Here is a 23,561-nt window from a genome sequence, read left to right as displayed (position 1 = left end):
GCATGAGTAGAAGTACTCAGTCGAGCCCGTGCTCGAGTGCGTAGCGCACCAGCGCGCTGCGGTTGTGCAGCTGCAGCTTCCCCAGCGTGTTCTGCACATGGTTCTGCACCGTGCGGACCGACAGCCCCAGGTCCTCCGCCACCAGCTTGTACGGCAGGCCCTTGGCGACCAGCCGCAGGACCTCGGTCTCCCGCGCGGTCAGCTCGGGCCCGCCGCTCGTGGACCGGGCCAGCTTCCGGTACTCCCCGAGCACCAGACCGGCCAGCCCGGCGGTGAACACGGCCTCGCCCTCCGCGGTGCGGCGCACCGCCTCCAGGAACTCCTGCCGTCCCGCCGACTTCACCAGGTAGCCGGTCGCGCCCGCCTTCAGCGCGTCGAGCACGTCGCGCTGCTCCCCGCTGGCGGACAGCATGAGGACGCGCACCTCGGGCAGCGCCTCGAGCAGCCCGCCGATCACCTCGACGCCGGACAGGTCGGTCAGCTGGAGGTCGAGCACGACCACGTCGGGGCGGGCCGCCCGCGCGACCCGCAGCGCCTGGGCTCCCTCGCCGATCACGGCGGTGACCAGGTAACCGGCGTCGGTCAGATCCCGTGCCACCCCGTCCCGCCACATCGGGTGGTCGTCCACCACCATCACCCGCACAGGCACACCGATCACACCGGCCACCCTAGACGGCGGGGCCTGCCGGTGGTTGCTGCAAGGCGTCGCGGAGGTCGCGGAGCAGCTCGACCGCCTCGCGGCCGTTGACGACCCGGTGGTCGTAGGCGACGCCGAGCTGCACGACGGTGCGCCGCACCACGGCGCCGGTGTCGTCAAGGTCGAGCTCCGTGGTGCGGCCCTGCTGCCGCCTCCCACAGCAACAGCTGCCGGTGGTGGCTGAACCCGTTGCGCGCGTAGAAGTCGACCGCCCGCCGTCCTGAGTGGACGGTCACGTGCAGCAGCCCCCGCGCCTCGGCCTCGGCCAGGATCGCCGCCATCAGCGCACCGCCGATGCCCCGGTTCCGGTGCTCCTCGCGGACCATCACCGACTGCACGTCCCCGAACCGCCGATCCGGCGCCCCGCTGCCGGGGACGCGCTCCGCGACGAGCAGGAAGGCGCATCCGACCACGGCCCCGCCGGCCTCGGCGACGAACGGCAGGTGCGTCTCCGCGTGCGCGGCCACCCAGCCGGCGAACTCGTCGAACTGGTCCGGCCCGATCCCCCGCATCTCCGCGAGCGCCGCCAGGTCCGCCGGTCCCGCCATCCGCACGATCACCCGGCGGAGTCTATGCGAGCGCCGGCGGCTCCGGCGGCAGCGCCGGCGCCGCCGGCGAACACGTTTTCCGTCAGCAGGGGGTGAAGAACACCTGCCTGATGCCCGAGGTGACGCCCCAACTGCCGGAGGGCTGGCCGCAGCCGGTCCACGACTGCCCGATGACCTGGGTCTTCGCGTCGTCGGCGTAGTAGGCGAAGACGATGAGAAGGTCGCCGCCGGGCGGGGGCGGCGGGATCGCCCCGGCGGGGGTGGCGGCGCCGGCGATCACGGCACCGGTGACCAGCAGCGCGAGCATCGTACGACGGATCATGTCCATCCCTTCGACAATGGTCTATGTCGTGACCATCATCGGCGCTCGCGGCCGGCACCACAATGCGTCAGCGCGGGGTGGCGCCGGCGGCGCCGGTCAGCCACAGGTCGGAGTTGCCGACGTCGTAGCCGCACCAGTCCTTCAGCACGACCCGCATGGTGTTGAGGCCCGGCTCGAACAGCGTGCGGATGTTCTCGGCCGCGCGGGAGTCGACGGTGGTGTTGCAGTTCAGGCTGAAGTCGCGCTGCCAGCGCCGGGTCGAGCCGGTCGGGGTGACGACCGTGATGTCGACGATGTCGTCGACCGAGAACGGGGCGGTGCCGTCCGCGCTCGCCGACAGGTACACGGCGGCGGTGCCGGCGACGCGGACGTCCCAGGTGCGGTCGTAGAAGACCTCTCCCTCGCGGGCGGCCGGGCGGTCCAGGGCGGTGGCGAGCCGGACCGCCGTGCCGCCACGCAGGCCCGGGACGCGCAGGGACAGCCAGGCCGGGATCGGGCCGTCGTCGAGGCGCAGGTGGACGTTGCGGTCGTCGGCGCGGCCCCGCTTGTCCACCGTCCGCACGTTCAGGCCGACCTGGACGCTGCGGCCGACGAACGTCGCGAAGAGGGGGCCGCCGCTGTCACCGCCGACCAGCAGCCCGTACGGCGTGCCGGGGCGGGTCTGCAGGCCGTAGCCGGCGAGCAGCTCGGGCGTGCGGGCCGGGGCGACGTGCTGCATGTCGGTCTCGCCCCAGCCGGCGATCTCCAGCGGCAGCGACGGCCAGTCGACGGGGCCGGTCGGCAGGGCGACGGGGACGACGCCGGGCGGCGCCATCCGCAGGCGCAGCAGCGCGACGTCGTTGTAGCCCTTGCCGCGGTCGTAGCCCGGCATGCGGACGATCTCGACGACGTCGCTTCGCTGGGCCGCGGTCGTGCCGCTCTTGTTCAGCCGGTTGAACGCGATCCGGACCTCGTTGACCGGGTACTGCCGCATCCACGGCGAGCCCGGGATGTTGTGCTCGAGGCAGTGCTGCGCGGTGAGCACCCAGGTCGGGGCGATGAGGGTGCCGGTGCACTGGCTCTCGGTCCAGTACTTGTAGCTGCGCGACGAGATGAAGCCGGTCGCTCGGCTGGCGGGGGTCGGGGTACGGATGATCGTGCCGCCATCCATCGCGTGGGCCGGAGCGGCCGGCAGGACGGCGACGGCGGCGAACGCGACCACGGCCACCAGGATTCTGCGCAACATGGGTCCGACCCAACCGGCTCGGCCGCCCGCCGAACACCGGCGTTCTGCCTGGTCTCGCGGTCGTTCGGGCCCGCGGGACGGACCGGTCGCGGCCGACGTCGCACCGACCAGGGGACAGCGCGGCCTGCCCGGCGCCTACCGGTCGGCGGTCAGCCGGGTCTCGAAGCCGATCCGGTCGCCGCGGTACAGCGAACGGACCCGCTCGATGGGCGTGCCGGTCGGGTCGCGGCTGACCCGCTGCATGAGCAGCATCGGCAGCGCCGGGTTGGTCTGCAGCAGCAGTGCCTCGCGCGGGCTGGCCAGGGCGGTCTCGATCCGCTCGGTCGCCTCGGCCCAGACGACGCCGAGCTCGTCCTGCATGCAGCGGTACAGCGAGCCGCTGGGATCGAGCACGTCGAGCAGCGTCGGGTAGCGCTCGGCCGGCAGGCAGGTGCTCTCCAGGCCGAGCGGTTCGCCGTCGGCGAGCAGCACCCGCTCCAGATGGATGACCGGTGCGGCCGGCGCGATCTCCAGGGTGGCGGCCAGCTCGTCGTCGGCCGGGATCTCGCCGATCGTGACGACGATGCGGGACGGCGTCCGGCCCATGGCCCGCAGCGCCTCGGTGTAGCTGGCGAGGGACAGCGGATGGATGAGTTTGGGCCCGGCGACGAACGTCCCGCGCCCCTGCCGCGCGCTGAGCCGGCCCTCGATGACCAGCTCCGAGATCGCCTGGCGGACCGTGGACCGGGCGACGCCGAACCGGGCGGCGAGGTCACGCTCCGGCGGGAGCAGCGCCCCGACGCCGAGCTCGGCGATCTCGTCGAGGATCCGCGCCTTGACGGCGTAGTACTTCGGGACCCGGCCGTGCGCGGGGATGCCTGAGTGGTGCAGGGAGACCGACACGGGGCAACCTTACGGTGCGCCCGCTTCATAACGGAACCATAACAGGTGCGAACCTTTATGGCTCGTTCGCTGCGAACTACGGCTCGTTGACGGCCCGTTCACCCGTGCTCCCTACGTTGACGCCGCTGATGAGGAATCCGTACGAACGACTGAACCCGCAGGTCAAGAAGGGTTGAACATGAAGGTCTCCACCCGGGTCGCCCTCGGCGTCGCCGCCGTGGCGGTGCTGCTGGCCGGCACCACCGCGTGCTCCTCCGACGACGACACCACCTCCACCGCCGCCGGCGCGTCGGCCGCGGCCGGCAAGTTCGCCAAGGACTCCGGCACGCTCGTGTTCGGCGTCGTGCCGGACACCGCCTCCACGCAGCAGAACTACAAGCCGCTCGAGGACTACATCGCCAAGATCTCCGGGCTCAAGGTCGAGTACCGGGAGTCGTCGGACTACGCCGCCCTCATCGAGGCCGCGGTCTCCGGCAAGGTCGACATCGCGAGCTTCTCCGGCTTCACGTACGTGACGGCGAAGAACAACGGCGCCAAGATCACGCCGTTCGCCTCCATCATCACCAAGAAGGGCCAGGAGCCCGGCTACTACTCCGAGGCGATCGCCCCCGAGGGCTCCTCCATCAGCAAGATCGATGACTTCAAGGGCAAGAAGGTCTGCTTCGTCAGCCAGACCTCGACCTCCGGCTACCTGTACCCCAGCTACAACCTGCTCAAGGCCGGCATCGACCCGACCAAGGACGTGACGCCGGTCTTCGCCGGCAAGCACGACGCGTCGGCGCTCAAGGTCTCCCAGGGCTCCGAGTGCGAGGCCGGCTTCGCCGAGGACGTCGCCGTCGAGGCCCAGAAGGGCCTGAAGGTCATCAACAAGACCTTCGTCATCGGCGCGCCGATGACCCTCGCCGACGGGCTGCCGGCCGACCTCAAGACCAAGCTGGTCTCGGGCCTGCAGAACGTCACGATCGACCAGATCCAGGCCGCCGGTGTCGCCGGCGCGGACAGCGACGCCTTCAAGAAGACCTTCTACGCCCTCGCCCCGGTCGACGACGCGAAGTACGACATCATCCGCGATCTGTGCAAGCAGACCAAGGCCGCGGCCTGCGGCAACTGAGGTAGGGACGATGACTGTCGGCGACGCGCCCGCTGTCGAGGTGCACGGGCTCAGCAAGACCTACGGGCAGGTCACCGCGCTGCGGGACGTGTCGCTGACGGTCACCCGCGGGGAGATCGTCGTCCTGCTCGGGCTCTCGGGCTCGGGCAAGACGACCCTCCTGCGCCACATGAACGGCCTCGAGACGCCGAGCGCGGGCGACCTGCGCGTCCTCGGCGAGGACCTCACCCGCCTGCGCGGCCGCGACCTGCGCCGGCTGCGCGGCCGCATCGGCATGGTCTTCCAGCAGTTCCACCTGGTCGGCCGGCTCACGGTGCTGGAGAACGTCCTCACCGGCGCCCTCGCCGGGCTGCGCGGCCCGCGGATCGGCGTCGCGTCCTACCCGCGGGAGCAGCGCCGGCGGGCACTGACCCAGCTCGACCGGGTCGGCCTGCTCGACAAGGCCTACCAGCGGGCCGACACGCTCTCCGGCGGCCAGCAGCAGCGCGTCGCCATCGCCCGGGCGCTGATGCAGCGGCCCGAGATCCTGCTCGCCGACGAGCCGGTCGCGTCGCTGGACCCCGAGTCCAGCGACCAGGTGATGGCCCTGCTGCGCGACATCGCCGCCGAGGACAAGCTGACCGTGATCTGCAGCCTGCACCAGGTGGAGCTCGCGCTCGCCTGGGGGCAGCGCATCGTCGGCATGCGCAGCGGCAGCGTCGTGCTCGACACGCCCGCCGCCGGTCTCACCCGCGAGACGGCGATGCGCATCTACGGCCGGATGACGGCGTCACTGGCGGAGGTCAAATGAGCGCCACCGACCTGCCCGAGATGCCGGTGCTGGACCTGGACCGGGCCGTGAAGCGCCCCGCGCCGGCCGCGTCCACGATCGTCGCGGCCGGCCTGCTCGTCGCGCTGCTGGGGTTCGCGGTCTGGTCGCTGAACGAGATCGGCTTCACGGCCGAGACGTTCACCGAGAGCGCCGACAAGGTCGGGCCGTTCCTCGACCGGATGCTGCCGCTGCGCTTCCCACCGTTGCAGGACCTGCTGCGCTCGATCGGCGTCACCCTCGGCGTCGTGCTGTGCGGGACCGCGATCTCCGCGCTGCTGTCGGTGCCGGTCGCGTACATCTCGGCCCGCAACACCAGCCCGCTGTCGTGGCTGGTCCCGATCGGCCGGGCGATCGGCGTCGTGGCCCGCGCCGTGCCGGACGTCGTGCTGGCCATGCTGTTCGTGCTGCTCTTCACGCTGGGCTCGCTGCCCGGCATCCTCGCGATCGCGCTGCACTCGATCGGCATGATCTCGAAGCTCTTCGCCGACGCCATCGAGCAGATCGACGAGGGCCCGCGCCAGGCGATCCGGGCGACCGGCGCCTCCCGGGCGCAGGAGTTCTGGTCCGGCATCTTCCCGCAGGTGCTGCCCTCCTGGATCGCCACGACGCTGCACCGCAGCGACATCAACCTGCGAGGGTCGGTCCTGCTCGGCTACGCCGGCATCATCGGCCTCGGCTACGACCTGCGCCTGTCCCTGGAGTCGCTGAACTACCACAAGGCGATGGCCTTCGCCCTCGTCATCTTCGGCCTGTGCGTGCTGTTCGAGATCGTCTCGACCGTGATCCGGGCGCAGCTGCTCGGCGCGGCGCCGACCGGCCGCAGCCTCGGCTCCCGGCTCGCCCGGCGGCTGCCGGCGCCGGACTTCCCCGTCACCGCCGCCGTCCCCGCGACCCATGACCGGAACGCGGCGGTGGCGGCCGCGATGCGCCGCCCGTGGAACGCGGACCGCGTCAGGTCCACGGCGGCCGTCGCCGCCGCGGTGGCCGTCATCGTGGCGGCCGTCATCGGGTCCGAAGCGAAGTGGCTGGACCTGTTCCGCTTCTGGGGGCAGATCCCGTTCCTCCTCGAACGGACCTGGCCACCCTCGATCGAGCCGCGCACCTGGGCGGACGTCTTCGACGCGCTGCTGGTGACGCTGGAGATCGCGGCGGCGGCCACGCTGCTGAGCGTCGTGCTGTCGCTGCTCGTCGGCCCCCTCGCGGCCCGCAACGCCGCCCCCAACGGCCCGACGCGGGCGGCCGCCCGGCTGCTGCTGCTGGTGGTCCGCTCGGTCCCGGAGCTCATCCTGGCCATCGTGCTGATCATCGTCACCGGGCTCGGCCCGCAGGCCGGCACCCTCGCCCTCGCCTTCGTCGGCGTCGGGCTGCTCGGCAAGCTCATCGCGGACTCCCTCGAAGAGGCGGCGCCGGGCCCGCAGGTCGCCGTCCGCTCCGTCGGCGCGAGCCGCACCCAGGTGTTCTTCTCCTCCACCGCGCGGCTGAGCGTGCCCGCGTTCGTCGGCCACACGCTCTACCTGCTCGACTCCAACATCCGCTCGGCGACCGTGCTCGGCATCGTCGCGGCCGGCGGCATCGGCTACTACCTCGTCGACGCCACCCGGGTGTCCCGCTACGACCAGGTCACCGCGTTCGTCATCGTCCTCGTGGCCGTCGTGCTGGTGGTCGAGGCCGTCTCCGCCGTCATCCGCCGGGCGCTGCGGTGAGCGCCGCCCCCGCCTTCGACCTCGCCGTCGTCGGCGCCGGGATCGTCGGGCTCGGCCATGCCGCCGCGGCGCACGCGCGCGGGTTGCGGGTCGTCGTCGTCGAACGGTCCACCGCGATCCACGGCGCCAGCGTGCGCAACTTCGGGCACGTCTGCATCACCGCGCAGAGCGGGCAGGCGCGCGAATACGCCGAGCGGGCCCGTGAGCTCTGGCTGCGCTACGCCCGGCGGGCCGGCTTCTGGGCCCGCGAGTCCGGCACGGTGATCGTCGCCCGGGCCGCCGACGAGCTGGCCGTCCTCGAGCAGTGGCGCGAGGACGAGCCGGCCATGACCTTGCTGCGCCCGGACGAGGTCACCGACCGGGTGCCGGTGACGGGCGCGGTCGGCGGGGCCTGGCTGCCCCGGGACCTGCAGGTCGACCCGCGGCAGGCCGCCCCGGCGCTGGCCCGGCACCTGGCCGGGGCCGGCGTCGAGTTCCGCTGGCGCACCTCGGCCCTCGGCGTCGACGGCGGCGTGCTGCACACGTCCCGCGGCCCGATCCGCGCCGGCGCGGTCGTCGTCGCCGTCGGGCACGACGTCGACCAGCTGTTCCCGCACGTCGCGGAGGCCGCCGGCGTCGTACGCTGCGGCCTGGACATGCTCCTGGTCGACGCCGGGGTCCTGCCGTCGCCGCTGAGCGCCCCGGTCCTCACCGGATGGTCGCTGCTGCGGTACTCGGCCACCAACGCGACCCCGGCGGCCGCGGCCCTGCGCGAGCGGCTCTCGGCCGAGCACCCCGACCTGTACGCGCTGGACCTCAACCAGATGTACACGCAGCGCCCCGACGGCACCCTCATCGTCGGCGACACCCACTACCGGGACGCCGCGGTCGCGCCGTTCCAGGCGGAGTCGTCCTTCGCCGCGCTCGCCGGCGTCACCCGCGACCTGTTCGGCCTGCCCAGCCTGCCGGTCCGCGAACGGTGGCAGGGCGTCTACGCGTCGGCGCCCGAGGAGTTCCTCGTCGCCGCGCCCGCGGACGGGCTGCGGGTCGTGTCGGTCACCACCGGCATCGGCATGACCACCGGCCTCGGCCTGGGCGACGCGACCGTCGCCGACCTGTTCGGAACCACCTCATAGATGGGAAACGAGAACATGCGATTCGAAACCGTGGTGCTGGACCTCGCCGGGACGACCGTCGTGGACGACGGCCTGGTCGAGCTGGGCTTCGAGCGGGCCTTCGACCGGGTGCTGCCCGGCGACCCGGGCCGCGCCGCCGCCGTCGAGCACGTGCGGGCGACGATGGGGCAGTCCAAGATCGAGGTCTTCCGCGCCCTCGCCGACGAGGCCACGGCGCAGCGCCTCAACCAGGCCTTCGAGCAGGCCTACGGCGAACTGGTCGAGGAGGGCCGCTGCGCGCCCATCCCCGGCGCCGAGAAGGCCGTCCGCGAGCTGCGCGAACGCGGCCTGGCCGTGGTCTTCACCACCGGCTTCGGCCGCGCCACGGCGGACGCCGTCGTCGGCACCCTCGGCTGGCGGGACCTGGCCGACGCCGTGCTCACCCCCGCCGACGCGGGCCGCGGCCGCCCGGCGCCGGACCTCAACCTGACCGCGCTGCTGCGGACCGGCGCCGGGTCCGTCGACGCCCTCGTCGTGGTCGGCGACACCGAGTCGGACGCCGCCTCCGGCGTCGCCGCCGGGGCCGGCCTGGTCGTCGGCGTCCTCACCGGCGGCCGCGCCGAGCCTGCGCTGCGGGCCGCCGGCGCGCAGCACGTGCTCGGCAGCGTCGTCGAGCTCCCCGCCCTCATCGACGCCGTCATCGACGGCCGCCGCTGACGTGGGCGCTGACACTGGCGGCGACACTGGCGGCGACACGGTGCGGTTCGCCCGCTGGGACGGCGCCGGATCGCCCTTCCGCGTCGTCAGCACCGCGCTCCCGGCGCGGCTGGACGCGGGCGAGGTGCTGGTCGAGGTCGAGCTGGCCACGATCTGCGGCAGCGACCTGCACACCGTCGCCGGCCACCGCCCCGCCCCGGCGCCGACCGTCCTCGGTCACGAGCAGGTCGGCCGGATCGTCGGCGCGGCCCCCGGCGCCCGGGTCCGCCCGGGCGACCGGGTGGTCTGGTCGGTGACCGTCTCCTGCGGCGCGTGCCCCCGCTGTACGCGGGGCCTGGAGCACAAGTGCGTGCGGCTGCGGAAGTTCGGCCACGAGCCCGTCGACGCCGGCTGGACCCTCAGCGGCGGCTTCGCCACCCACGCGGTCCTGCCGGCCGGGACCACGATCGTGCCGGTCCCCGAGGACCTGCCCGACGTCGTGGCCGCACCGGCGTCCTGCGCGACCGCGACGGTCGCCGCGATGCTGGACGCCGCACCGCCGCTGCCGGGCCGCCGCGTGCTCATCACCGGCGCCGGCCTGCTGGGCGTCACGGCCGCCGCGATGTGCGCCACGGCGGGCGCCGACGTCACGGTCAGCGACCCGGATCCGGCCCGGCGCCGGCTCGCCACCCGCTTCGGGGCCGGCCGCGTGGCCGCCCCCGGCGAGCCACTGACCGGCTTCGACGTCGCCCTGGAGCTGTCCGGCTCGGCCACCGCGGTCGAGGGCTGCCTGGCCGCCCTGGACGTCGGCGGCCACGCGGTCCTCGCCGGCTCGGTCTCCCCCGGCCCGCCGGTCACGATCGCGCCGGAGCGCTTCGTGCGCAACCTGCTGACCATGACCGGCGTGCACAACTACCGCCCCGGCCACCTGCGCCGGGCCGTCGCGTTCCTCACCGGGCACGCCGGCCGCTTCCCGTTCGCCGAGCTGGTCGGCGAGCGCTTCGGCCTGGCCGACCTCGACCGCGCCTTCGCATCGGCCGGCCGGTCACCGGCGCTGCGCCAGGCCGTCGACCCCCGTCGCTGACCACGCTCGCCACCGGACCGGCTTTCGCCGACGGGTCGCCACGGCCGGCCCTGCCCTCGCCGGACGCCCGCCGGTCTGCTGCCGGACCGGTCGCGTCGCGATCGGGCCGGGACGTGGCCGGTCCGATGGGTGCCGCGTCAGGCGGCGCGATCGACCGGGAACACCAGGTGGGTGACCCGGTCGCCCTGGATGCAGACGGTCGGGTCGCCGAGCAGGGCGTCCCCGGCGTCGAGGTCGCCGAAGAACGGCCGGCCCTTGCCCATCACCACGGGCACCAGGTCGACCGCGACCTCGTCGAGCAGGCCGAGCTCCAGGCACTGCCCGGCGATCGTGCCGGCGGCGACCGCCACGATCCGGTCGCCGGCGATCTCCTGGGCCTTCGCGACCGCCGCCGCGACGCCGTCGGTGACGAAGTGGAACGGGGCACCAGGATGCGCCGCCACCCATTCGGCGGGCACCTGATGGGTGACCACCACGACCGGCATGCCCATCGTGTGCTGCCCGCCCCACCCGTCGGTGAAGTCGAAGAGCGTCCGCCCGCAGACCAGCGCACCGATCTGTGAGACCCACTGCGTCCAGTAGTCGGCGCTCGGCCGGCTCACGTGGAACGTGAAGTGCCCGGCCACGGTGGGCAGCTCCACGTCCCCGTTCTGAAACCAGTCGAAGAGACGGCCGATCGTGTTGTCGTCCTTCGCGATGTACCCGTCCAGCGACATCGACGCCGATGCGACGACCTTGCCCATGCATCCTCCTTCGTCCCGGACGCCACCCGAGGACCCAGCATGCACCACGGCCGGCCCACACCTGCGGCGATCGGCAGGACGATCAGCAGGACAGAGTGCCGCTGCGCAGGGCGTGGCCGCTGTCGTTGCTGTCGTCGGCCCACAGGACCTGCTTCGTGCCGCCCGAGCACGCGGGGCTGAAGGCGAGGCCCTCGTTGTTGTAGTTCGACATGCCGGAGGGGCGGTTGTAGGTGGCGGTCGGGGTGAAGGTGCCCTGCGCGTTGACGGTCAGGGTGGTGGATCGGCCGGAGCAGGTGTCGTCGCAGGCGGCCCACAGGCGGCCGGTCGACGGCTCGTACTCGAGGTCCATGACGGCGGCGAGGCCGGTCGGGAACGTGGCGACCCGGGTGTAGCCGGTGCCCGCGAGGTTCAGCGCGTATGCGTAGACGGTGCCGGTGGCCTCGGCGCCGACGAGGTACAGGCCGGTGCCGTGGCCGGCGTACGACGACGGCGTGTAGGCGCCGCCGGTGCGCTCGTCGCGGAAGCCCGCCGCCACGAGGGCGGTGTCCGGCACCCACGCGATGGCCTCCAGGCCACTGTTCGCGGCGGTGCCCGGCAGGTCGGCGGTGAGGTTCCACTCGGCGGACGCGTTCACCGTGCTGCCGGAGGGGCTGTACCGCAGGATCTTCTGCAGGCTGGTGCCGCTCTTGGCGTTGTCCCGCTCGGTCACCACCATGATCCCGTCGGGGGTGACGACGACACCCTCGGCGTCCGGGTCGCCGTTGCCGTTGGCGTAGCGCAGCGTGTACGTGGCGGCCTTCTGCCACGTCGTGCCGTTCGGCGTCAGCCGGTAGAGCGTGCCGGCGCCGTTGCGGACCGCCCAGACGACGGACGCGGACTCGTACGACAGGCCGCTGAGGTTCTCCCCGAAGGCATTGCTCGCGTCGGCGTTGGCGACCGCCGACCCGCCGGGCCAGGCGGCCGGGGGCGGCGGCGGGCACGCGTTCGCGGTGCCCTTCGTGGCGGCGCTCGTGGTGACGAAGCTGCCCGTGCCGTTCGGGCAGCGGCCGTACGTGCTGCTCGCGTGGCTCGACCAGGTGTAGGAGTCGGCGAGGGGGCCGCCGGGCTCGTACAGGCGGACGCTGTCGGCGCTGCCGAGGCCGAACGCGCTCTCGACGTCGACGGCGAGGAACGCGCCGGGCGCCAGGCTCACGCCGCCACCGATGACGTACTGGTGGGCGTCGTCGTTGTCCTTGACGACCCATCCGGCGAGGCTGACCGCGGTGGTGCCGGTGTTGGTCAGCTCGACCCAGTCGCCGGGGCTGCCGCCGCTGGACTCGACCTCGTTGATCCGCACGCCGGTCGCCGCCGCGTGCGCCGCGGGGCCGGGCAGCAGCGGGACGGTCAGCGCGGCGACGATGACAGCTGTGAGGGACTGGCGAACACGCACGTAAGACGCTCCAGACATGGACGGATGTCGAAATTCGCAGCCTTCCTGACGGCGACGTCGGCCCGTTGAACGCGCCGCGAACAGCGCCCGTCGTGCCGGCAGCTTCTCCCGTCCGGGATCCCCGGACGCCCGGCACCGGCGCCGGTCCCGCGCCATGACCTGACCGGCCGACCGGGCCGGCGCGTCCGGAGGCTCAGCGGCGGCAGCGGGTCAGCCGGACGGGAGCTCCACCGTCAGGTGCGTGCCGCTGCCGGCGGGGCTGTCGAGGTGCAGCACGCCGCCGAGCGCCGCGACCCGGGCGGCGATCATGACGATCCCGCCGCCGATGACCGGCTGCGCGCCGCCGGCGCCGTCGTCCGCCACCGCCACCTGCACCGTCCGGCCGTGCCGCCGGACCGTGACGACCGCCCGCCGGGCGTGCGCGTGCCCGGCGACGTTGGCGAGGGCCTCGCAGATCACCGCGTAGGCCGTCGATGCCACCGCGTTCGCCGCCGGCCCGACGTCCACGGTCACGACGACGGGGAACGGCATGGCCGTGGCGAGCCCACGCACCGACGCCCCGAGGTCGGGCCCGGCCATGCCGTCGGCGAGCACCAGGTCGCACAGGCCCCGCAGCGCGTGCCGCAGCTCGGTCCCGGCCCGCGCCCGCGCCTCGGGGCCGGTCGCCGCGCGGGCGGCCGCAGCCAGGTCCCGCACCCGCTGGTGAGCCGCGTCGTCCCGCCCGCCGCCGGCGCCGCCCAGAGGCCGGCCGGTGCCGTCCGGGGCGCGGCCGGGGCCGTCGGGGCCGGCGCCTCCGCCGGAGCCGGCGCCGGAGGTCTCGTCGCGTCCGGCGGGCGCGGACCGCTCGCGCCGCCGGCGCGGACCGGTCGTGCTGAGCCACGGGCCGAACATTCCCTCGCCACCTCACCCTTCCCCGGGCGGACAACACCCGTACAGACAAGGGGCGGATCGCCGGGCCGGCGCGTTACCGGCGCGGGCGGCCCGGGAACCCGGGCCGCCCGCGGTGCCGCTCAGCTCAGGCGGCGGGCAGCGTCGTCGTCCACAGCACCGCGCCGTCGAGGTCGCGGAGGCGGACCGTCAGCGCCCTGGTGTGCGGGTCGATGTCGACCTGCCCGAAGTGCTGGAACCCCTCCATCGGCGAGGCGTTCGCGCGCGGCGGGGCGTGCACGAACGCGGCCTGCGGCCCGAACGTCGCGTCGAGGGCGTTCGGCCCGAACGCACCCGCGTTCGCCGGCCCGGACACGAACTCCCAGAACGGCGTGAAGTCCTGGATCGCGGCCCGCGCGGGGTCGTAGTGGTGGGCGGCGGTGTAGTGCACGTCCGCGGTGAGGAAGACGATGCCCCGTACACCGTGACGGTGCGCGGCCTGCAGCACCGACGCGAACTCGAGCTCCCGCCCCAGCGGCGCACCCGGGTCGCCCTGCGCGACACCCTCCTGCGCCGCGGCGCCGTCGGGGACGACCAGGCCCAGCGGCAGGTCGATCGCGATGACCTTCCACGTCGCCCGCGAGCCGAGCAGCTCCCGGGTCAGCCAGGCCCGCTGCTGCGCGCCGAGCAGGCCCCGGGACCGGTCGGCGTAGGTGTTGCCGTCGTTGGCGTCCTTGAAGGTGCGCATGTCGAGCTTGAACAGGTCCAGCAGCGGGCCGTAGGACACCTTGCGGTACACGGGCCCGGGGCTGATCGGCTGCCACTCGTAAAACGCCTGCCTGGCACGGGCGGCGAGCACGTCGACGCGCTTCTCCGTGTACCGCGCGTCGTCGAGGATCTGGCCGGGGAACCAGTTGTTGCGGACCTCGTGGTCGTCCCACTGGTTGAGCTGCGGCACCTCCGCGGTGAAGGCACGCAGGTTGGCGTCGAGGAGGTTGTACGCGTACTGGCCGCGGTACTCCTGCAGCGTCTCGGCGACCTTGCTCTTCGCCTCGGTCGTCACGTTGCGCCACACCCGCCCGTCGGGCAGCGCGACGGTCTCCGGCACCGGCCCGTCGGCGTAGACGGTGTCGCCGCTGCACAGGAAGAAGTCGGGGCGCACGTCGCGCATCGCGCGGAAGATGCGCATGCCGCCGACGTCGGGGTTGATGCCGTAGCCCTGGCCGGCGATGTCACCGGTCCACACGAACCGCACGCCCTCGTGCCGGGCCGGGATGCGCAGCGAGCCGCTGACCGGCTCGCTCACCCGGCCGTGCCCGGCGTCGGCGCGGACCCGGTAGTACGCGCGGCGCCCCGGCACCAGGCCGTGGATCCGCAGGCTGCCGGTGAAGTCGCTGCCGGCGGCGAGCACGGGGCCGCGCAGGGTCCGCGCGTGCCGGAAGTCGGGGCGGTCGCTGAGCTCCACGAGCATCCGCCCGGCCCGGTCGGCCCGGGTCCAGATGTTCGCCGCCGCGCCGAACGCGTCGCCGCTCTGCACCCCGTGGGTCAGCACCGGCCGGCCGTCGGGCACGAACGCGACGGACGGCGTGGCCGGCAGCGCGGACGCCGTGACGGCGCCGGCCGCGACGGCCGCCGAGGTGCCCAGCACCCGCCGGCGGTTCCAGGTTCCAGAAGTCATGCCCTTGGTCTACGCGAGCGGGCCGATCGACCGATGCCATCGACGTGAACGGTTCCGGACCACTTCCCGGCCGCAGCGTTACCGGCGGCGCGGGGCGGCCCGCCGTCGGACGGCACTCGTCAGCGACCCGTGAGGAGCGCCGCGAGGTCGGTGGGGTGGGACATCGGGGCGTCGTGGTCGCTGTCGATGAGCTGGTACGGGGTGCCGGCCGTGTCGAGGCGGGCGCGGGTGACGGCGGCCGGGTATCCGGGTGGGGTCGCCGTGCAGAAGATGTGCGTGCGCGGTACCGACGCCGACGCCGCCGTGTGCGCGGGCATGGGGTCCAGGGAGGGGGCGAGCGGGGTCGGGCAGAGGCGGGCGTTCATCCAGGCGGCCGTCTCCTCGTCGAGGCCGGCGCCGGCCTGGAGGGGCTTCGGTTGCAGCCACAGGTCGCGGGGCAGGTCGGGAACGGGCCCGAGGAGGGCGGCGGCGCGCTCGCCCGGCAGGGGCTCGGGTGCGTCGACGAAGACGAGCCGGGCCAGGCGGTCGGCGCACCTGGGCGCCGCGGCGGCGATCGCGATGCCGCCCTGGCTGTGGCCGGCGAGGACGACGTCGTGCAGGTCCTCCTCGGTCAGGAGGTTGGCGACGTCGAGGGCCCAGGTGTCCAGGGAGGGCGGCTCGGCGGTGAGGTGGCGGCGGTCGCCCATGCCGGTCAGCGACGGCGTGTGCACCTCGTGACCGGCGGCCGTCAGCAGGCGGCGGACCCGCGACCACGACCACGCGCCCCGGAAGGCGCCATGGACCAGGACGAACACGGTCACGGCCGGTCCTCCAGCACGACCTCGCCGGTCATGCGGGGGTAGGTGTCGTACGGGCGGAGGTGCTCGTACATGGCTTCGGTGTGCTCGACGTAGCCGGGTGTGCGGGTCGCCTCGGCGTAGGACTCCGCCGTGTCGAAGAGGCGGATGTGGGTGAAGTGCGTCGGGTCGTCGGCGTCGCGGACCAGCCAGCGGCCCCGGAAGCCGGGATGGGCGGCGAAGTAGTCGGCGAACCGCGCGGACAGCGCGACGTACGCGTCGGCGTGGCCCTCCGCGTCCCGGGTCCAGGCCTGGCTGACGACGACGTGCATGGGGCTCCCCTCGTTCCGCTGTGAGAACCGATGTTTCCATCTGGACGCGGCCCGCGGAAGCCCCCGGGGCTACCCGATGACGTCGGACGGCGGGCGGCGGTTCGTGAAGCACGTCGACGGGGCGTAGCCGAAGCGGAGCACGAGCTGCGGGTCGTGGGACCGGTGCAGGGCGAGCCGCACCTGCTCGCGCACGGCCGGCACCTCGATCGGCTGGGAGAACAGCGCGGCGGCCAGGCCGAGGTCGGCGGCGAGCAGCAGCAGCCGCTGCAGCACGATGCCGGCCCGCAGCTCGTCGGCGGGCCGGTCGCCGTGCACGCCGAACACGGCGACGACCGGGCCGCGGCCGGGGTCGCGGGTGTCCTCGTGGCCGGGGCCGCCGAAGTCCCGGCGGGTCATCAGCTCCCCTGGGTGTGGCGTGGCGCCGGCCGCCCGCGGCCCGACACCCTCCACGTCCTGGTCGGCGCCGGTGCTCCAGGCGCGCAGTTCGGCCAGGTACCGGGGGTTCGCGCGCAGCTCCGTGTCGGCCTCATGGGTGAGCGCCGCCAGGGAGTGCAGGTCCGGTCCGTCCTCGACCAGGTCCAGCCAGCCGCCGTCCGACTCGACCTGCCGCACGAGCTGGGTGGTGACGCCGGCGGCGACGGCGGTGTCGGCGAACGGCGACCGGTTGGTGTGCCGGCGCCAGATCTGCCAGTGCAGGCGGCGCTCCAGCGGCGTCGGCGGCCGCGGTACGGCCGGCGTCAGGTGCACCACGCCCGCATGGGCCGCGACGTCCGCGGGCACCTCGGCGACCGCGAGCGACAGGGCGAGGTTGGCCGCCGCGGCCCCGCACGACACGCGCGGCCCGGCCGTCCGGGTCCGTGGCCGGCAGCGCCCTCGCCGGGTCGACACGCACCTCGATGCCGCCCTCCGTGCGGCGGAAGCGCCACGGCTGGCTGTTGTGGATCGACGGCGCCCGCACCGCGTCGCCGACCGCGGAGACGAACGTGTCCTGGTCCCACATGGATGCCCCCGGCGGGTGTGCACGATATCTGCCGGGTACGACGCTTCCCGGGACGCCGGGCGACCGCCAGAGGCGAAGGTCCCGTCCACCCTCGCTCCGGGATCAGGCGGGGGGTCAGGCGGGCTTGGGCTGGCCGTGCAGGATCGTCAGGAGCATCGGCTCGGTGTTCAGCGTGACCTGCAGCGTGTGCAGCGGCGTCGTGCCCGGCCACACGATCTTCGCCCGGCCGACCACCACCTGCGGCAGCGACAGGTGACTGGGCTTCGGCAGCAGGCTCTTCACGTTGCCGGCGAGGATGTTGACCAGCTCGCCGAGCGCGTCGGCGCAGTCGTCGGCGTTGGCGCTCGTGGGGTCGACGTCGAGCATCGCGCCGGCGACCACCCCCGCCACCGGCAGCCCGCAGCGCAGCACGGCGAGGCCGTTCCACGCGCCGGCGAGGCCGATGCTGGCCGTCACGTCCGCGGTGTCCGCCGGCGGCTCCGGGGCGGGCGTCACCTCCGGCGCGCAGTTCAGGTACGCCGTCCACACCTGCCAGACGATGCCCCGCACGTCGTCCTCGGACAGCGACGGCTCCGGGTCCACGAGACCACCCCCGGTGGTCCCATCGGCAGGCCCGCGCCCGGCTTGAGGTCCCGCGAACACGGGACTTCCGGCCCGTTCGCACCGGCGCCGCGACGACAACACTGAAGTCGTCAAGGACACCGACTGGAGGCCCGAAATGAGCGCCGCATCCGTCCACCACACCCCTGTCAGCCACCTCGAGCGGGTCGAAGCCCCCGGCAGCATGCTCACCAAGACCGCCGCGAAGGCGCTCGCGGTGCTGCGGGTCGGCACCGGGTTCGTGTTCCTCTGGGCGTTCCTCGACAAGACGTTCGGCCTCGGCTACGCGACCCCGTCGGCGAAGGCCTGGATCAACGGCGGCTCGCCCACGAAGGGCTTCCTGAGCTCCGTCGACGTCGGCCCGCTGCAGTCGGCGTTCCACGCCATGGCCGGCACCTGGTGGGCGAACTGGCTGTTCATGCTCGGCATGCTCGGCGTCGGCCTGGCCCTCATCGCCGGGATCGGCCTGCGGATCGCCGCCGCCTCGGGCGCGCTCATCATGGCGATGATGTGGCTGGCGGAGTTCCCGATCGCGCAGCACACCGCGGCCGGCGCCGCGAGCGGCTCGACCAACCCGTTCGCCGACTACCACCTGGTCTACGCGGTGGTGCTGGTCGTCCTCGCCGCCGCATACGCCGGCCACACCTGGGGCCTCGGCCGCCTCTGGGCCAAGCTCCCCTTCGTCCAGCGCAACCGCTGGCTCATCTGACCACCCTTCGGCGAACGGCCCGGGACCACGCGTCCCGGGCCGTTCGTGCGCACCGGTCCTGCCGCCCGGGCCGCACCCGTTCAGGCCCGGCGGATCGGCATGTGCGTCGTCGCCGGTGTCCCGTCGAGGAACGCCGCGACCAGGCCGGTGCACAGCTGCGGCTGCTCGATCAGCAGCGTGTGCGAGGCGCGGGGCACCACGGCGAGCTCGGCGTCGGGCAGCCCGCGATAGAGCGCCAGCGTGTGCTCCAGGGACACGGCGTCGTCGTCGCCGACGAGCACCAGCGTGCGGCAGCCGACCGCCCCCAGGTCGGCCGCGGTCAGCGCCAGGTCTCCCGCCTTCGCCGACTCGGCGATCCGCTCGATGACGGACGTCAGCCGCCCGGGCCCGTCCGGCGACACGCCGGCGTGCTGGTCGTAGATGATCTGCGGGATGTCCGCCGGCGAGGCGGGCGGCAGCACCCAGCCGTCCTGGTGGAACGCGGTGCTGATCAGCACCAGCCGGGACACCAGGTCCGGGCGGGCCAACGCCGTCAGCAGCGCCACCACCCCGCCCGCGCTGTACCCGACCAGGGCGGCCGCCCCACCCACCACGGTCTCCAGGAACGCGATCATGTCCGCGGCCATCACCTGCGGGCTGAGCGGGCCACCCGGGTCCGCGGTGTGCCCGTGGCCGCGCCGCTCCGGAAGGTAGAGCCGGAACGACCCCGCCAGCGCGTCCAGGTTGCCGGCGAAGCAGCGCGAGTCGACGATCGCGCCGTGCAGCAGCACCACCGGCTCGCCCGAGCCGCGCTCGTCGTGCCACATGCGCATGCCGTCGCCGTCGGCGTATCGCCGCACCAGGACCTCCCCCGCCCGTCCGCCCGCGACCGATCATGCCGCACCCCGGCCGATCCCGCTGCCCCGAAGCCCCGCCGCTGGAAGGGGTCAGGTGGGGCGGGCGCCGAGCTGCTCGACCTTCTCCGTCGGGCCGGAGACGATCAGGGTGTCGCCGCGCCGGATGACGGTGTCGGGCAGGGCGGTCTCGGCCTCCTCGCCGGCGCGTTTGACGGCGACGACGGTGATGCCGTGCCGGGTGCGCAGGGCGAGCTGGGTCAAGGTCTGGCCGATCATGTCGTCGGGCGGGCAGACCTTGGCGATGGCGTAGCCGTCGTCGAGCTCGATGAAGTCCAGCAGCTTGCCGGTGACGAGGTGCGCGACGCGCACGCCCATGTCGGCCTCGGGGAAGACGACGTGCCGGGCACCGACGCGCTCCAGGATGCGGCCGTGCTTGGCGGAGATGGCCTTGGCCCAGATCTCCTCGATGCCGAGCTCGGTGAGGGCCAGGACGGTCAGGACGCTCGCCTCGATGTCGGTGCCGATCCCGACGACGGCGCGGTTGAACTCGGGGACCCCGATCTGGCGCAGGGCCGCCTCGTCGGTGGAGTCGGCCTGCACGACGTGGGTGAGGACGTCGGCAAGCTTCTGCACGATCTCGGCGTTCTCGTCGATGCCGAGGACCTCGTGGCCGAGCTCGGTGAGCGACTCGGCGACCTGCCCGCCGAAGCGGCCGAGGCCGATGACCACCACGCCGCCCGACGCGTCGCTCTTGCCCATGGAGCCTCCCCGGAAACGTCACCCGATGATCGGCCGCTCCTCGGGCAGGCGGTAGCGCAGCTTCCGGTGCCGCAGCGCGATCGCGGAGGCCACCGTGATCGTACCGACCCTGCCGATGAACATCAGCGCGACGAGCGTCAGCTGGCCGGCCGGCGGCAGGGACGCGGTGATGCCGGTCGACAGCCCCGCGGTGGAGAACGCGGCGGTCGCCTCGAACAGCACCCGGTCGAACGGCAGCGCGGTGATCAGCAGCAGGACCAGCGTCCCCAGCGCGACGGTGCCGACGCCCAGCAACGCGACGGTGACCGCCTGCCGGACCGTCTGCGCCGGGACCCGGCGGGCGCCGACGTTGACGTCGTCCTCGCCCCGGACCTCGGCCCAGATGACGAACGCGAGCAGGAAGAACGTGGTGACCTTGATGCCGCCGGACGTGCCGGCGCTGCCGCCGCCGATGAACATGAGGACGTTGGTGAGGGCGAGGGTCTCCGGGCGGGCCGCCGCGTAGTCGATGCTGTTGAACCCGGCGGTGCGGGGGCTGACCCCGCAGAACGTGCCGCCGACGAGGGTCTGCCACCAGTTGAGCGGGCCGAGGGTCGCGGGGTTGGACCACTCGAAGGCGGTGACCGCGCCGGCGCCGACGAGCAGCAGGATCGCCGAGCCCCAGACCGTGAGGCGGGTGTGGATCGACCAGTACCGCGGCTTGCGCCACTCCCGGTAGAGCTCCAGCATCACGGGGAACCCGAGACCGCCGAGGATGACGGCGACGGCGACGGTGCCGCAGATCCACGGGTCGCCGACGAAGCCCATGAAGCTGTCGGAGTACAGGGTGGTCCCGGCGTTGTTGAAGGCGCTGACCGCGTGGAAGACACCGTGCCAGAGCGCGGTGCCGAACGAGTCGTCGTAGGTGGTGCGGAAGCGGACGGTCAGCACGGCGGCGACCACCAGCTCGAAGCCGACCATCATGGCCAGGACCCGCAGCAGCAGCGCCCGCACCTCGCCGAGGTTGAGCGAGCGGGTCTCGGCCTGGGCGACGAGCCGGGTGCGCAGCGCGAGCCGGCGCGAGACCATCAGCCCGAGGACGGTCGCGAAGGTCATGATGCCGAAGCCGCCGACCTGGATGAGGCCGAGGATGATGCCCTGGCCGGCCGGTGACCAGTAGGTCGCCGGGTCGACGGTGCTCATGCCGGTGATGAACACCGATGACGCGGCGGTGAACAGCGCCACCAGGAACGGCGCGGGCTCCCCGGCGGCGCGGGCCGCGGGGAGCATGAGCAGGCCGGTGCCGACGGCGAGCGCGGCCAGGAACGCCGTCGGCAGCAGGCGGGTCGGGTGCCGCAGGGCACGGAGCATGGGGAAGATCCTATGGCCGCGCCGGCGGTCACACGCTGCTCGTCGCCAGCTCCCGGGCATCGGTGGGCTGCGCCGGCACGTCGTGGGAGACCTCCGGCAGCCAGCCGAGCCAGCGGGGCAGCCACCAGTTGCGCTCGCCGAGCAGGGCCATCGTGGCCGGCAGGAGCACCGCACGGACGATCGTCGCGTCGAGCAGGACCGCCGCCGCGAGCCCGACGCCGAGCTCCTTGGTGGAGACCAGGGGCAGCGTGGCGAACAGCGCGAACACCGCCACCATGACCGCGGCGGCGCTGGTGATGACGCCGGCGGTGGCGGTGATGCCCTCGGTGACCGCCTGCCGGGTCGGCAGCCCCCGGTCGTGGCCCTCGCGGATGCGGCTGACGACGAAGACGTGGTAGTCCATCGACAGGCCGAACAGGATGACGAAGAGGAACAGCGGCATCCAGTTCGTGATGCCGTCGGCGGCGCGGAAGTCCAGCAGCGACTCGAAGTGGCCGTACTGGAAGACGAACACCAGCATCCCGTAGGCCGCGGCGACCGACAGCAGGTTGAGCACCACGCCGGTGACGGCGACGACGACCGACCGGAACGACACGAGCAGCAGCAGGAACGCCAGCCCCAGCACGAACCCGAAGACCAGCGGCATGGAGCCGGCGAGCTGGTCGTTGAAGTCCTTCGAGCCGGCGGTGCCGCCCGTGACGCCGACCCACGCACCCGGCTGCTTCGCGAGCGTCGCGGGGATGACCGTCCCGCGCAGGGCGGCCAGGGCCTCCTCGGAGGCGCGGTCGCTGCCGGTGCCGGACAGGCCGACGCTGATGACGGCCACATCGCCGGCGGGGTTGACGCTCACCGTGACCGGCTCGTGCAGCTTGCCCGTGGCGAGCGCCTGCCGCTTGAACTCCGTCACCGCCGCGTCCCACCCGGCGCCGGTGACGGCGGGTGCCTTGACGACGACCTCGGCGGGTCCGGTGCCGCCGGGGAACGCCGCCTGGATCGCCAGGAACGCCTGGGTGATCGGCGCGCTCGGGGACAGGTCCTCGACGCCCTCACCCTTGGTGCGCAGGTCCAGCGCGGGCGCGGCGAGCACGCCGAGCGCGGCGACGGCGACGACGGTGGAGACCAGCGGGCGCTTCAGCACCAGCCGCAGCACCGCACCCCAGACGCGGCCTCCGCCGCCGCGCCGGCGGTACAGGCCGGGGATCTTCCCGAGGTCGACCCGGTCGCCGAGCGCGGACAGCAGCGCCGGCAGGACCGTCAGCGAGCCGAGGACGGCGGTGGCGACGACGAGGATGGTGCCGACGGCGAAGCTGACGAACGTCGTGTCGCGGGTCAGGAACATGCCGGCCATGGCGACGATGACGGTCAGCCCCGAGACCCAGATCGACCGGCCGGACGTCTGCGCGGCGATGACCAGGGCCCGGTGCGGGTCGACGCCGTTGCGCCGCTCGTCGCGCTCCCGGCGGATGTAGAACAGGCAGTAGTCGACGCCGACGGCGAGCCCGACCAGCAGCATGACGTGCATCGTGGTGTCGACGGCCGGCGCGAGGTGGCTGGCGAACGCGAGGAGCCCGACCGCCCCGACGACCGCGGTGACGGCCAGCCCGACGGGCAGCAGCGCCGCGACGATCGCGCCGAACGCGACGAGCAGGATGCCGAGGGTGACCGGGATCGACAGCATCGACAGCCGGTTCAGGCCCTCGTCGAGTTCGTCGCCGATGAGCTTGTCGCCGCTGGCGTCGCCGGCCTCGGCGATGTACAGCTGGGGGTGCGCGCGCTGCACGCCGGCGACGGCGTCCAGGACCGGCTGGATGCGGTCCTTGGCGGTCTCCGGGTCGCCGCGCACGGTGAACGTGAGCAGCACCGACCTGCCGTCCTCGGAGGTGACCGGCGCCGCGACGGGCTCGGTGGCGCCGGTGCCGTTCACGGCGGCGGCGACCTCCGCGACGGCGGCCTCGAGGTCCGGGTCGTCCACTGTGGACTTGCTGGTGACGATCACCATCTCGCCGGCGCCCTGCTCGGGGAAGCCGGCCTGGGCGACGATCCGGTCGGCGCGGCCCGACTCGCCGTTGCCGAAGTCGCCGCTGCCCGCCTCGACCATCCCGGCCTGCCCGCTGAGTACGGTGACCCCGACGACGAAGACGAGCCATCCGATGATGGCGAGCGCGCGATGGCGGGCGCTCCACACCGCGACCCGCGCCGCGATGCCCTTCACGTTGTCCCTGGATTCCATGCCTGGAACGCTATTGAGGCGCCCACCCCGGATCGATCCGGCGGACCGGCGGACCCGGGGTGGGGCGGGCGGGCGGCGG

The 23,561-nt window shown here is 73.7% G+C and carries 25 protein-coding genes; 7 read left to right on the top strand and 18 right to left on the bottom strand.

The window, feature by feature from the left end:
- Positions 1-16: 16 nt before the first annotated feature.
- The 6 genes from AB0I21_RS38115 to AB0I21_RS38090 all read right to left on the bottom strand — a co-directional run bounded on the left by AB0I21_RS38115 (position 17) and on the right by AB0I21_RS38090 (position 3,647).
- A complete protein-coding gene (locus AB0I21_RS38115; protein WP_344514683.1) occupies positions 17-634 on the bottom strand; it encodes a response regulator transcription factor in 618 nt (205 codons plus the stop codon).
- A 34-nt stretch (positions 635-668) separates the two neighbouring features.
- The gene (locus AB0I21_RS38110) at positions 669-800 is read right to left on the bottom strand and encodes a 2-oxo acid dehydrogenase subunit E2 (RefSeq protein WP_360568561.1); all 132 of its coding nucleotides are present in this window, start codon (positions 798-800) and stop codon (positions 669-671) included.
- A 13-nt stretch (positions 801-813) separates the two neighbouring features.
- Positions 814-1,257, bottom strand: a complete 444-nt coding sequence (locus AB0I21_RS38105; protein ID WP_360568560.1) for a GNAT family N-acetyltransferase — start codon at positions 1,255-1,257, stop codon at positions 814-816.
- A gap of 70 nt (positions 1,258-1,327) precedes the next feature.
- Positions 1,328-1,567 carry a DUF6289 family protein gene (locus AB0I21_RS38100; protein WP_360568559.1) on the bottom strand — a complete coding sequence of 80 codons (240 nt, stop codon included), beginning with the start codon at positions 1,565-1,567 and terminating at the stop codon, positions 1,328-1,330.
- Positions 1,568-1,634: 67 nt separating this feature from the next.
- Complete coding sequence (locus tag AB0I21_RS38095) at positions 1,635-2,792, bottom strand: trypsin-like serine protease (RefSeq protein WP_360568558.1); 1,158 nt, start codon at positions 2,790-2,792, stop codon at positions 1,635-1,637.
- Between the two features lie 135 nt (positions 2,793-2,927).
- Entirely contained in the window at positions 2,928-3,647 is a 720-nt protein-coding gene (locus AB0I21_RS38090) for a GntR family transcriptional regulator (protein ID WP_360568579.1), read from the bottom strand.
- Positions 3,648-3,852: 205 nt separating this feature from the next.
- On the opposite strand from AB0I21_RS38090, the gene phnD reads away from it, so the two are divergent.
- The 6 genes from phnD to AB0I21_RS38060 are packed head-to-tail and all read left to right on the top strand — an operon-like array spanning position 3,853 to position 10,173.
- Entirely contained in the window at positions 3,853-4,785 is a 933-nt protein-coding gene (gene phnD, locus AB0I21_RS38085) for a phosphate/phosphite/phosphonate ABC transporter substrate-binding protein (protein ID WP_360568557.1), read from the top strand.
- Between the two features lie 10 nt (positions 4,786-4,795).
- Positions 4,796-5,575: a phosphonate ABC transporter ATP-binding protein gene (gene phnC / locus AB0I21_RS38080; RefSeq protein ID WP_360568556.1), complete on the top strand. Its 780-nt coding sequence runs from the start codon at positions 4,796-4,798 to the stop codon at positions 5,573-5,575.
- Positions 5,572-7,299: a phosphonate ABC transporter, permease protein PhnE gene (gene phnE, locus AB0I21_RS38075; RefSeq protein WP_360568555.1), complete on the top strand. Its 1,728-nt coding sequence runs from the start codon at positions 5,572-5,574 to the stop codon at positions 7,297-7,299. Before phnC ends, phnE begins: the two co-directional genes overlap by 4 nt.
- The gene (locus tag AB0I21_RS38070) at positions 7,296-8,414 is read left to right on the top strand and encodes a TIGR03364 family FAD-dependent oxidoreductase (RefSeq protein WP_360568554.1); all 1,119 of its coding nucleotides are present in this window, start codon (positions 7,296-7,298) and stop codon (positions 8,412-8,414) included. The genes phnE and AB0I21_RS38070 overlap by 4 nt, the downstream gene beginning before the upstream one ends.
- 15 nt (positions 8,415-8,429) lie before the next feature.
- Positions 8,430-9,110 (top strand): HAD-IA family hydrolase, encoded by a 681-nt coding sequence (locus tag AB0I21_RS38065; protein ID WP_360568553.1) that lies wholly within the window; start codon positions 8,430-8,432, stop codon positions 9,108-9,110.
- A gap of 1 nt (position 9,111) precedes the next feature.
- Positions 9,112-10,173: a zinc-binding dehydrogenase gene (locus AB0I21_RS38060; protein ID WP_360568552.1), complete on the top strand. Its 1,062-nt coding sequence runs from the start codon at positions 9,112-9,114 to the stop codon at positions 10,171-10,173.
- Positions 10,174-10,310: 137 nt separating this feature from the next.
- Here AB0I21_RS38060 and AB0I21_RS38055 read toward each other — a convergent pair whose 3' ends face one another.
- The 8 genes from AB0I21_RS38055 to AB0I21_RS38020 form a co-directional block, all read right to left on the bottom strand.
- Positions 10,311-10,916, bottom strand: a complete 606-nt coding sequence (locus AB0I21_RS38055) for a dihydrofolate reductase family protein (protein WP_360568551.1) — start codon at positions 10,914-10,916, stop codon at positions 10,311-10,313.
- A gap of 82 nt (positions 10,917-10,998) precedes the next feature.
- Positions 10,999-12,345, bottom strand: coding sequence for a lamin tail domain-containing protein (locus AB0I21_RS38050; protein ID WP_360568550.1), 1,347 nt, complete (start codon positions 12,343-12,345; stop codon positions 10,999-11,001).
- A 210-nt stretch (positions 12,346-12,555) separates the two neighbouring features.
- Positions 12,556-13,236 (bottom strand): hypothetical protein, encoded by a 681-nt coding sequence (locus AB0I21_RS38045; protein WP_360568549.1) that lies wholly within the window; start codon positions 13,234-13,236, stop codon positions 12,556-12,558.
- 124 nt (positions 13,237-13,360) lie between these two features.
- A complete protein-coding gene (locus AB0I21_RS38040) occupies positions 13,361-14,890 on the bottom strand; it encodes an alkaline phosphatase D family protein (protein ID WP_360568548.1) in 1,530 nt (509 codons plus the stop codon).
- 119 nt (positions 14,891-15,009) lie between these two features.
- Positions 15,010-15,690: an alpha/beta fold hydrolase gene (locus AB0I21_RS38035; RefSeq protein ID WP_360568547.1), complete on the bottom strand. Its 681-nt coding sequence runs from the start codon at positions 15,688-15,690 to the stop codon at positions 15,010-15,012.
- On the bottom strand, positions 15,687-15,998 hold the full coding sequence (locus AB0I21_RS38030) for an antibiotic biosynthesis monooxygenase (RefSeq protein ID WP_354899953.1): 312 nt from the start codon (positions 15,996-15,998) through the stop codon (positions 15,687-15,689). The genes AB0I21_RS38035 and AB0I21_RS38030 overlap by 4 nt, the downstream gene beginning before the upstream one ends.
- A gap of 69 nt (positions 15,999-16,067) precedes the next feature.
- A complete protein-coding gene (locus tag AB0I21_RS38025) occupies positions 16,068-16,832 on the bottom strand; it encodes a nitroreductase (protein WP_360568546.1) in 765 nt (254 codons plus the stop codon).
- Positions 16,833-17,112: 280 nt separating this feature from the next.
- Entirely contained in the window at positions 17,113-17,580 is a 468-nt protein-coding gene (locus tag AB0I21_RS38020; protein ID WP_360568545.1) for a chemotaxis protein CheX, read from the bottom strand.
- Between the two features lie 136 nt (positions 17,581-17,716).
- On the opposite strand from AB0I21_RS38020, the gene AB0I21_RS38015 reads away from it, so the two are divergent.
- Entirely contained in the window at positions 17,717-18,307 is a 591-nt protein-coding gene (locus AB0I21_RS38015) for a hypothetical protein (protein ID WP_360568544.1), read from the top strand.
- Between the two features lie 80 nt (positions 18,308-18,387).
- Here AB0I21_RS38015 and AB0I21_RS38010 read toward each other — a convergent pair whose 3' ends face one another.
- From AB0I21_RS38010 to AB0I21_RS37995, 4 genes are all read right to left on the bottom strand, one after another.
- Positions 18,388-19,146: an alpha/beta hydrolase gene (locus tag AB0I21_RS38010; RefSeq protein ID WP_360568543.1), complete on the bottom strand. Its 759-nt coding sequence runs from the start codon at positions 19,144-19,146 to the stop codon at positions 18,388-18,390.
- A gap of 87 nt (positions 19,147-19,233) precedes the next feature.
- Entirely contained in the window at positions 19,234-19,902 is a 669-nt protein-coding gene (locus AB0I21_RS38005) for a TrkA family potassium uptake protein (RefSeq protein ID WP_360568542.1), read from the bottom strand.
- Between the two features lie 18 nt (positions 19,903-19,920).
- The gene (locus AB0I21_RS38000; RefSeq protein ID WP_360568541.1) at positions 19,921-21,252 is read right to left on the bottom strand and encodes a potassium transporter TrkG; all 1,332 of its coding nucleotides are present in this window, start codon (positions 21,250-21,252) and stop codon (positions 19,921-19,923) included.
- Positions 21,253-21,280: 28 nt separating this feature from the next.
- Complete coding sequence (locus tag AB0I21_RS37995) at positions 21,281-23,482, bottom strand: MMPL family transporter (protein ID WP_360568540.1); 2,202 nt, start codon at positions 23,480-23,482, stop codon at positions 21,281-21,283.
- Positions 23,483-23,561 lie beyond the last annotated feature (79 nt).

The organism is Dactylosporangium sp. NPDC050588, from assembly GCF_040654975.1.
In the GTDB taxonomy this organism is placed as follows: Bacteria; Actinomycetota; Actinomycetes; order Mycobacteriales; family Micromonosporaceae; genus Dactylosporangium; species Dactylosporangium maewongense.
This window is presented reverse-complemented; position numbering and strand designations above follow the sequence as displayed.